The organism is Streptomyces sp. CO7 (assembly GCF_053474865.1).
In genome coordinates, this window is the sequence record NZ_JBRIOU010000001.1 from 240,394 (window position 1) to 244,583 (window position 4,190).

The window sequence follows — 4,190 nt, forward strand, 5'->3', positions numbered from 1 at the left end:
GGCAACCGGAGGGAGGGGACTGTGGCGGTCGCCACGGACGGACCGGTCCGCGCGGAGCGCAGGATGCAGCAACGGCTCGAGCGCGGGGAGGCGGCGGCGCTCAGCGAGCTCTACGACCGGTACGCCTCCCTGGTCCACGGGCTGGCCAACCGGGTGCTCGACGACGAGCGGGCCGCCGACGCGGTGACCCGCGAGGTCTTCGCCCAGGTCTGGGAGAACCCCTCCGCCCACGACCCGGGCCGGGGCCCGGTGCGCACCTGGCTCTCCGAGCTGACCCGCGACCTCGCGGTGCGCCGGCTGCACGCGCGGGGAGCCGCCGAACTGCGGCGCGACGGCGCCGACCCGGAGGATCCCGAGGCGCGCGAGGAGCTCCAGGAGAAGGTCCGCGAGGCGGCCGTCGCCGCCCGCGCCGACTACATCGTGACGTCGATGCCCGCTTCGCTGCGGGCCGCGCTGAACCTCGCCTACCACCACCGCCGGGACTACCGGGGAGCCGCCGCCGATCTCGGCGTCACCGAGGTGGAGATCCGCCGCCGGATGCGTCTGGGCCTCCAGCTGCTGTCCACCGCGCACGCGGTCACCCCGCCGAAGTCGCTGCCGGACGCCGATCGCGGCCCGGGAGGCGCGGCGTGAACCGGGACGCGGAGGCGTACGGCGGGCCGACCCACGGCGAGGAGCCCTGGGAGCAGGACGCGGGCGCCCCGGGTCGCGGGCCGGGGCGGCGTCCCGCCAGGGGCGCCGGCTCCAACCGGCCCCACGGGGGACGGCTGCCGTCGGCGGCCGGTTCCGCGGAGCCGTCCCGCAGTCCGGGCACGCGCGAGGAGCGCCCGCCGGCGGTGCCCGCCACGCACGCGGAGCTCAAGGCCATGCTGGGCGCCTGGGCGCTCGCGGTCTGCACGCCCGCCGAGACGGCCGCGGTCGACGCCCACCTGGCGGTGTGCCGCCGGTGCGCCGACGAGGCCCGGTCGCTGCGCGACGCGGTGCCGCTGCTGCAGCGCCCGGAGAGCCTGGACCTGGACCCGCTGCTGCGGACCCGGGTGCTGGACGCCTGCCTCGACCGGCGCCCGCCGCGCATCCCGGTCCCGGAGTGGGCGACGCCCTACGACGCGGAGACCGCCCGGCTGGACGCGCTGCTCCAGGACATCGACGAGGCGGAGTGGCACGCCCCGGTCCGGCTGCGCTGGATCGAGGAGGACGAGGAGCGCCACCACCGCTCCACCGTCGCCAAGGTGATCGCCCACCTGATGGCGGTGGACGGGCTGGTCGCCGTCGCCCTGGGTCTCGCCGACCCGCTGTCCGCGCTGCCGGGCCCCGCTCCGGCCGGCGGCAGCGGCACCCCGACCTCCCGCACCCGGGCCTACTGGGCGGCGCTGAACCGTCCGCCCACCCGTGAGGTGCGGGACCCCTGGCGGGCGCAGAGCCACGACCTGGTGCGGACCGCCTCGTTCACCGGCGGCACCACGGGCGGCCTGCCCGTGCCGTACGGGCCCTGCGAGATCCCGCTGCGGGACGCCATGCTGGAGCGGGCCTTCGCCTGCTGGGTGCACGGCGGCGACATCGCGGACGCGGTCAACTACCCCTACCGGCCGCCCGCGCCGCGTCACCTGCACGCCCTGCTCGACCTGGCGGCCCGCAGGCTGCCGGACGCGCTGGCCGCCCGGCGCCGGGCGGGCCGGGCCGCGCAGCCCTCTCCGGGCGCACGCCATCTGGTCTCCGCGGGCCGTCCGGGGCGCAGTCTGATGCTGGAGGTCGAGGGCCGTGGCGGCGGCGAGTGGCTGATCCCGCTGGACTCCCCCGCCGCGCTGCCCTCGGAGCACCACGTCGTCGCCCATGTGGTGCTGGACGACGAGGAGTTCGCGCAGGTGGTGGCCGGCCACATAAGGCCGCGGGACGCGGCGGCGGGCCAGAGCGGCGACCGGGCCGCCGTCGAGGACGTGCTCTACGCGGCGGCCTCGCTCAGCCGGCTCTGACCGTCAGGAGAAGACCACGGTCCGGCGGCCGTTGAGCAGCACCCGCCGCTCGGCGTGCCACTTCACGGCACGGGCCAGCGCCTGGCACTCGACGTCACGACCGACCGCGACCAGTTGCTCGGGCGTCAGCTCGTGGCCGACCCGCTCGACCTCCTGCTCGATGATCGGGCCCTCGTCGAGGTCCGCGGTCACGTAGTGCGCGGTGGCGCCGATCAGCTTCACGCCGCGGGTGTGCGCCTGGTGGTACGGCTTGGCGCCCTTGAAGCTCGGCAGGAAGGAGTGGTGGATGTTGATGATCCGCCCGCTGAGCTGCTTGCACAGGTCGTCGGAGAGCACCTGCATGTAGCGGGCCAGGACGACGAGTTCGACGCCCTCCTCGCGGACGATCTCCAGCAGGCGGGCCTCGGCCTGGTCCTTGGTGTCCCGGGTCACCGGGATGTGGTGGAACGGCACGTCGTACGAGCCCACCAGCTCGGCGAAGTCGGTGTGGTTGGACACCACTGCGACGACGTCCACCGGGAGTGCGCCGGTGGAGGCGCGGAAGAGCAGGTCGTTCAGGCAGTGGCCGAAGCGGCTCACCATCAGCAGCACGCGCATCTTCTCGCCGGCCTGGCCGATCTGCCATTCCATGTGGAACGAGTCGCCGATCGCCGCGAAGCTGGCGCGGAGCTTGTCCAGGCTCACCGGGGCGGGGGCCGAGAAGTGGACCCGCATGAAGAACAGGCCCGTGTCGTGGTCGCCGAACTGCTGGCTGTCCTCGATGTTGCAGCCGGTCATGAAGAGGTAGCTCGACACGGCGTGCACGATGCCCTGCTTGTCCGGGCAGGCGAGGGTGAGGACGTACTGCTCGACAGGCGCGGCGGCGGACTGTTCACTCATGCCCGCCAGGGTCGCACATCGCCCCCCGCCCACGCCGCCCTTGTCCTACATCCGGGACACTCCGTGGCCGGGTCAGGCGGTGCGGGTGAGGATGCGCAGCACCTCGAGGGACTGGGGCGGGGTGTCGGGGTCGTCGCCGTCCCCGACGGCCATCCGCACGTGCGCGTCCCGGGCCGCACGGACCGCCTCCGGCCACCCGGCATGCGCCATGTACGCCGACACCGGCGCGTCCGGCCCCACCTGGTGCATGATGCGCAGCACCCGCAGCACGGCCGTGTCGACCAGCGCCGCCTCCTGCGAGTCCCGGAAGATCGTGCCGACGTACTTCTCGGCGGACCAGTTGTCCAGCCAGGTGTCCTCGACCAGGCGGTAGACGGCGTCCGTGACGTCGCCGTACCCGTCGGCCCCGGCCAGCCAGACGTCCCGCTGGAAGTCCGGGTCGGAGAGCATGTGCAGCGCCGAGCGGACGTTCCCGCGCCAGCGCCACCACGGCATGTCGTTGAGGGGCATGACGCCCATGGTGGAGGAGCGACGCCCGTGGCGGGAAGAGTTCACCGAAGTCTGCACGACATCCGATCGTACGTTCCGCCGTCGGCCGCGGATCCCGGGGGCGAGCGCCGGGAGGCCGTCACGACAGCGGGCCCGGGGGTGTCGCCGCAGGTCAGAGCTGGATCGGACGCCGCTCCGTGAGCTTCCACTCCTTGGCGATCGGATTCCACAGGTCGGACGCCTTCTGCTTCTCCGCGGTGGCGGTGCCGCTCTGCTCGACGGCGGCGCCGGTCTCCGGGGTGTTGCGGGCGTGGCCGTGCTTGCAGAACTTGCCGCGGTCGCCGGCCACCTGGTCGGCCCAGTTCGCGTAGTGCTCGTCGGCCGACTTGGAGGCCTGCCAGGCCTTGGTGAGCGCCTGGGTCAGCGCGGCGTGCTGCGGGAGCTGGTCGACCTGGATCTCGTTGAGGCGGGTGACCAGGTCGGCGCGCTGCTGGGCCGCGCCGCGCAGCGCCTGCGCGGCCTCGCCGAGCTTCTCGCAGCGCCGGACGTTCTCGACGGCGCCGACCACCGCGGAGCGGCTGTTGCCGCTGTCGGCGAGCAGCTTGTCCAGGGCGACGGCCTGCTCGCGCGCCTTGTTCTCCTCCTTCTTCTCCCCGCCGGAGTCCTCCTCCTGCGAGGCGGAGGGCGTCGGTGAGTCCGCCGCGGCCGAGCCCTTGGCGGGGTCGTCGGCGCCGTCCATCAGCGAGCCGATGCCGATGCCCAGCACCACGATGCCGACGCCGGCCGCCGCCAGCAGCGGGATCCGGCCGCCGCGCCGGCCGGGGGCGGCCGGGGCGGGGGGCGGGGCGCAGC

4 protein-coding genes and 1 pseudogene are annotated in these 4,190 nt (G+C 74.6%); 2 read left to right on the top strand and 3 right to left on the bottom strand.

The annotated features are described in order from the left end of the window. Positions 1-63: 63 nt before the first annotated feature. Entirely contained in the window at positions 64-633 is a 570-nt protein-coding gene (locus ACOV8S_RS01110; RefSeq protein WP_448315661.1) for a sigma factor, read from the top strand. Further along, positions 630-1,970, top strand: coding sequence for a zf-HC2 domain-containing protein (locus ACOV8S_RS01115; RefSeq protein ID WP_448315408.1), 1,341 nt, complete (start codon positions 630-632; stop codon positions 1,968-1,970). The genes ACOV8S_RS01110 and ACOV8S_RS01115 overlap by 4 nt, the downstream gene beginning before the upstream one ends. A 3-nt stretch (positions 1,971-1,973) precedes the next feature. Here ACOV8S_RS01115 and purU read toward each other — a convergent pair whose 3' ends face one another. The 3 genes and pseudogenes from purU to ACOV8S_RS01130 form a co-directional block, all read right to left on the bottom strand. Then, a complete protein-coding gene (gene purU / locus ACOV8S_RS01120; RefSeq protein WP_448315410.1) occupies positions 1,974-2,849 on the bottom strand; it encodes a formyltetrahydrofolate deformylase in 876 nt (291 codons plus the stop codon). A gap of 72 nt (positions 2,850-2,921) precedes the next feature. Continuing rightward, positions 2,922-3,359 (bottom strand): SCO4402 family protein, encoded by a 438-nt coding sequence (locus tag ACOV8S_RS01125; protein ID WP_351113074.1) that lies wholly within the window; start codon positions 3,357-3,359, stop codon positions 2,922-2,924. A gap of 151 nt (positions 3,360-3,510) precedes the next feature. Further along, positions 3,511-4,190: pseudogene (locus ACOV8S_RS01130) on the bottom strand (hypothetical protein); the annotation flags it as partial.